General features: G+C 65.7%; 7 protein-coding genes. 6 read left to right on the forward strand and 1 reads right to left on the reverse strand.

The features are described from left to right. On the reverse strand, positions 1 to 457 hold a 457-nt coding region (locus AHiyo1_RS23770), incomplete at its 3' end, for a hypothetical protein (protein WP_172465743.1). Between the two features lie 21 nt (positions 458 to 478). On the opposite strand from AHiyo1_RS23770, the gene AHiyo1_RS23775 reads away from it, so the two are divergent. From AHiyo1_RS23775 to AHiyo1_RS23795, 6 genes are all read left to right on the forward strand, one after another. After that, a complete protein-coding gene (locus tag AHiyo1_RS23775; protein WP_059390264.1) occupies positions 479 to 1,354 on the forward strand; it encodes a hypothetical protein in 876 nt (291 codons plus the stop codon). Continuing rightward, entirely contained in the window at positions 1,347 to 2,336 is a 990-nt protein-coding gene (locus AHiyo1_RS23780; protein ID WP_059390265.1) for an HAD-IIA family hydrolase, read from the forward strand. The genes AHiyo1_RS23775 and AHiyo1_RS23780 overlap by 8 nt, the downstream gene beginning before the upstream one ends. Before the next feature lie 105 nt (positions 2,337 to 2,441). Continuing rightward, positions 2,442 to 2,594: a hypothetical protein gene (locus AHiyo1_RS25265; protein ID WP_172465744.1), complete on the forward strand. Its 153-nt coding sequence runs from the start codon at positions 2,442 to 2,444 to the stop codon at positions 2,592 to 2,594. Positions 2,595 to 2,596: 2 nt separating this feature from the next. Further along, a complete protein-coding gene (locus tag AHiyo1_RS23785; protein WP_059390266.1) occupies positions 2,597 to 3,409 on the forward strand; it encodes a TlyA family RNA methyltransferase in 813 nt (270 codons plus the stop codon). 13 nt (positions 3,410 to 3,422) lie between these two features. After that, positions 3,423 to 4,445: an NAD kinase gene (locus AHiyo1_RS23790; protein WP_059390267.1), complete on the forward strand. Its 1,023-nt coding sequence runs from the start codon at positions 3,423 to 3,425 to the stop codon at positions 4,443 to 4,445. A gap of 3 nt (positions 4,446 to 4,448) precedes the next feature. Continuing rightward, on the forward strand, positions 4,449 to 4,630 hold a 182-nt coding region (locus AHiyo1_RS23795), incomplete at its 3' end, for an AAA family ATPase (protein WP_148667762.1).

Raw genomic sequence — 4,630 nt, forward strand, 5'->3', positions numbered from 1 at the left:
ACCCTTTGGTGACCGTTCTCGTCGTGATGGGGATGCGCGCCCGAGTTTCGGTGAGCGTGATCGGAAGCCGTTTGGTGACCGCGAGCGGAAGCCGTTTGGTGACCGTCCTCGTCGTGATGGGGATGCGCGCCCGAGTTTCGGTGACCGTGATCGGAAGCCGTTTGGTGATCGTCCGAGCCGCGACGGTGACCGTGATCGGAAGCCGTTCGGTGACCGTCCGCGCCGCGAAGGCGACGGAGAACGCCGTAGCTTCGGCGACCGCCCCGAGCGAGGTCCCCGCAAGTTCGATGGCCCACGTACCGAGGGACGTAGCTTCGGCGGCGGATCCTGGGAAGAGCGTCCCGCCCGGGTTCCCAACGCGGCGGATCTGCGCAGCGCCAACCGCCCGGACCGCGAGCGTTCCCCGGAGATCGACGACGACGTTACAGGCCAGGAGCTCGACCGGGTCACCAAGCACCAGATCAAGACCCTTGAAGGCATGAACGCTGATTGGGTTGCCAAGCACCTGGTGATGGCGGGCCGCCTCATCGATATCGACCCTGAGCTGTCCTTCCAGCATGCCCTCGCCGCAAGCCGCCGTGGTGGCAGGTTGGCGGCTGTCCGCGAGGCTGTGGGCCTGACTGCCTACGCTGCCGGCCACTATGGGGAAGCACTTCGCGAATTCCGCACCTACCGCCGGATCAGTGGCTCCAACGTCCATTTGCCCCTTATGGCCGACTGCGAACGCGGTCTGGGGCGCCCGGACCGTGCGCTGGACGTCGTCCGTTCACCCGAGGCCCAGGATCTCGACGCTCCCGGCAAGGTTGAGCTAGCCATTGTGGCTTCCGGCGCCCGGAGCGATCTTGGCCAGTTGGATGCCGCCGTCGCTGAGCTGGAGATCATCCAGCTCGACATCAACCGCGCCTTCTCCTATAGCCCGCGTCTGTTCCGTGCCTACGCCGACGCCCTGACGGCAGTGGGTCGCACGGAAGAAGCCGGCAAGTGGCAGCGCCAGGCGGTTGTCGCCGAAAATGCCCTCGGCGTTGGAGACTTCGAGGATCCGGACATCATCGACCTCGGCGAGGAAGACGAGAACGAGGTTCGCAAGCCCCGTTTCCGGAGCATCGAAGAGAACACCGGGCGATCCGAAGAGAGCACGTCCGAGGCCGCGCCCGCGATCCCGGAGACGGCCATCTCCTCCGAAACCACCGAACAGGACGACACGGAACAGAACGACGTAGAACTCGACGACGTCGAGTCTGACTACTTCGAGTCCGACGACGCCGAGTCGGACCGCGATTCCGTAGAGGAAGACGAGGACAACGAGGAAGACGGAGAAGAGGCTTCCGACGGCGAAGAGACCAAGAATGACTGAGGCCTCACTGGTATCGCGTTTTGACGCCGTTCTGTCCGACCTGGACGGAGTTGTCTACGCAGGTCCGCACGCGATTCCCGGCGCTGTGGAGTCCCTGCAGCGGCTCGAGTCGGTCGGGGTGCGCCTGGGCTATGTCACCAACAACGCCTCGCGTACCCCCGCGCAGGTTGCCGCGCATCTTCGTGAACTGGGCGCGCCTGCTGAGGACAACCAGGTGGTCAGTTCTTCGCAGGCCGCAGGCGACCTTTTGGCTGGACTCCTGGCTCCGGGTTCCCGGGTAATGATCACCGGCAGCCCGGCCCTGGCCCACGAAATCGAACTCGTGGGCCTCACACCTGTCCACAGCGCCAAAGACAACCCTGTGGCTGTGGTCCAGGGCTTCAACCCGGACATCGCGTGGAAGGACCTGGCCGAGGCGTCCTACGTTGTTGCCGCAGGCGCGCTCTGGGTAGCTACCAATACGGACATGTCCATTCCCCAGGCCCGCGGGATCGCTCCCGGAAACGGCACCCTCGTGGCCGCTGTCGCGTCCGCCACGGGCAAACAGCCGCGGGTCGCCGGCAAGCCGGAGGCCCCGCTCTTCCACTCGGCGGCACGGAGGCTGAAGTCAGAGCGCCCGATCGTCGTGGGAGACAGGCTGGACACCGACATCCTTGGTGGAAACCGTGCGGGCTTCGCGACGGCGGCGGTCCTCACCGGTGTCGACACGCCCGAGTCCATCCTTGCCGCTCGCAGCTCGGAACGCCCCGGCTACTTGCTCGCTGACCTGACGGAACTGTACGAGCCGTACCCCGAGATCGTCGAGGAGGACAGCACGTTCCGCTGCGGAAAGGCAACCGCCGAAGTCCAGGACGGCCTGATCACCGTCTCCGGTTCCGAGAAGGACCTGGACGCCTGGCGTGCTGCGTGCGCAGCCTGGTGGGCCGCCAATCCCGACGCGGCAGAGGCTACATCGCCGCGGCTCGAATGGCTGGAAAACTAAACTGGTCCAATGAGCGAGTTGAACGATCACCGGAGGCGCCGGCGGTCCGCAAAGCACTGAGCTTCAAAGCCTCGAGCCGCAAAGCGCCGAACCGCACGACGCTCCATGGCCAGACGGCACGGCGTCCACGGGCGACGCGCCGTGGATTCCACCTTGGAGCGGCTGGCGGTCGTCTCCGCTGTCCCGGTGGCCGAGCACAGCGGCATCTACGCGGGGATCCATGACTCCCTCCTGGCGTCCCTCGACGAAGAACGCTGAGCATGCCAAGACTCGACCAGGAACTCGTCAGCCGTGGATTGGCGAGATCGCGGACCCACGCCGCGAAACTCATTGCGGACGGAAAAGTCAGCTCCGGAGGCAGCGTTCTCGCCAAGGCAGCGCAACAGGTCTCCGAAGAGACGGAAATCGATGTTCAGGCCCACGCCGAGGACGTTTACGTCAGCCGCGCCGGACACAAACTGGCCGGGGCGCTGGCGGCCTTCCCTTTCGTCGTTGTGGAAGGGAAGCGGTGCCTCGACGCCGGAGCCTCCACCGGTGGCTTCACTGACGTGCTGCTGCGGCAAGGTGCCGCGCACGTGGTGGCGGTCGACGTCGGGCATGACCAGTTGGTGCCGTCCCTGCGGAACGATCCCCGCGTCGCAGTCCATGAGGGCCTCAACGTCCGCTACATGACGCCCGAGCAGATCGGCGGGCCGGCAGCGCTCACCGTGGCCGACTTGTCCTTCATTTCCCTCACCCTGGTTCTGCATCCGCTCGCTGCATGCACCGAACCCGGGGGAGACCTGGTGCTCATGGTGAAGCCGCAATTCGAGGTCGGCAAGGAACGGCTGAGCCGCACCGGCGTGGTCACCTCCGATCATGAACGGCGGCGCGCCGTGGCCCAGGTCGCCAGGGCGGCCGTGGACGCAGGGCTTGAACTCTGCGGCCTGGCACCGAGTCCCCTGCCCGGCCAGGACGGAAATGTGGAGTACTTCCTGTGGATAAAACGCAGGATGCAGACGGAGTTGCCTAAGATCGAAGAGCGGGACGAGGAAGTTGCTGCACTGATGGAACGAATCTGGACCACCCACTAGAAAGCAGAACACCATGAGCAGGCGCGTTTTGGTCCTTGCCCACACCGGGCGCGAGGACTCCCTTCGCGCGGCCTGGGATGCCTGCGGGCAGCTCCACTCCTCCGGCCTGATCCCCGTGATGCAGAAATCAGAGCTGGACGACATCGAACGGTTCTACGGCGTGGTGGACAAGCCGATCGAGATACTCCACGAGGACGTCCGGTTGGAAGATGTCGAACTCGTCATGGTTCTCGGAGGCGACGGCACCATCCTGCGCGCGGCCGAGCTGGTCCGCAACGTCGATGTTCCCCTGCTGGGCGTCAACCTCGGGCACGTTGGTTTCCTCGCCGAGAGCGAGCGGGCCGATCTTGCCCAGACAGTCGAGTGGATCGCCAGCCGCGAATACACAGTGGAAGAGCGCATGACCATCGATGTCCAGGTGTGGGTCCGGGGCCAAAAGATCTGGCATACCTGGGCACTCAACGAAGCCGCCATCGAAAAGGCGGACCGGGAACGCATGATCGAAGTGGTGACCGAAGTGGATGAACGTCCGCTGACGTCCTTCGGCTGCGATGGAGTGGTGCTTGCTACCCCTACGGGCTCCACGGCCTACGCCTTCTCATCCGGCGGGCCTGTGGTGTGGCCGGAGGTGGAGGCCCTCGTGATCGTCCCCATCAGCGCCCATGCCCTCTTCGCCAAGCCCCTTGTCGTTTCGCCGCGGTCCAAGCTGGCCGTGGAGATCCTTACCCGGACCGATGCCCAGGGCGTGCTTTGGTGCGACGGCCGCCGTTCCGTGGACCTCCCACCCGGCGCCCGGATCGAAGTAACCCGGTCCACCCGGCCTGTGCGGCTTGCCCGCACCCACCAGACCCCGTTCTCCGCCCGGCTCGTGCGGAAGTTTGAGCTGCCCATCCACGGCTGGCGGGGTCCGGCACCCCGTTCGGCTGACATCCACACCGGTCCTACCCCCGTGATCAGGACCTTCAAGCCCAGCCCTTTGCCGACGCCCCAGGACGTGCGGACAGGCAGAGCGGCCGACCCCACAAAGGAGATGTAAACCATGATCGAGGAACTCCGGATCCGTGATCTCGGCGTCATCACCGACGCCACCTTGCCGTTGGGGCCCGGCCTGAGCGTGGTCACGGGTGAAACGGGCGCCGGCAAGACCATGGTGGTCACCGCCGTCGGGCTCCTTCTGGGGGCCAGGTCCGACGCCGGTGCGGTACGCTCCGGTGCCAAGTC

The sequence above is a fragment of the Arthrobacter sp. Hiyo1 genome (assembly GCF_001263615.2).
GTDB lineage: Bacteria > Actinomycetota > Actinomycetes > Actinomycetales > Micrococcaceae > Arthrobacter.

Bases quoted from the DNA above. Each gene is read 5' to 3' on its own strand.
- AHiyo1_RS23775 (WP_059390264.1), top strand. From the start codon at position 479: ATGAACGCTGATTGGGTTGCCAAGCACCTGGTGATGGCGGGCCGCCTC.
- AHiyo1_RS23780 (WP_059390265.1), top strand. From the start codon at position 1,347: ATGACTGAGGCCTCACTGGTATCGCGTTTTGACGCCGTTCTGTCCGAC.
- AHiyo1_RS25265 (WP_172465744.1), top strand. From the start codon at position 2,442: ATGGCCAGACGGCACGGCGTCCACGGGCGACGCGCCGTGGATTCCACC.
- AHiyo1_RS23785 (WP_059390266.1), top strand. From the start codon at position 2,597: ATGCCAAGACTCGACCAGGAACTCGTCAGCCGTGGATTGGCGAGATCG.
- AHiyo1_RS23790 (WP_059390267.1), top strand. From the start codon at position 3,423: ATGAGCAGGCGCGTTTTGGTCCTTGCCCACACCGGGCGCGAGGACTCC.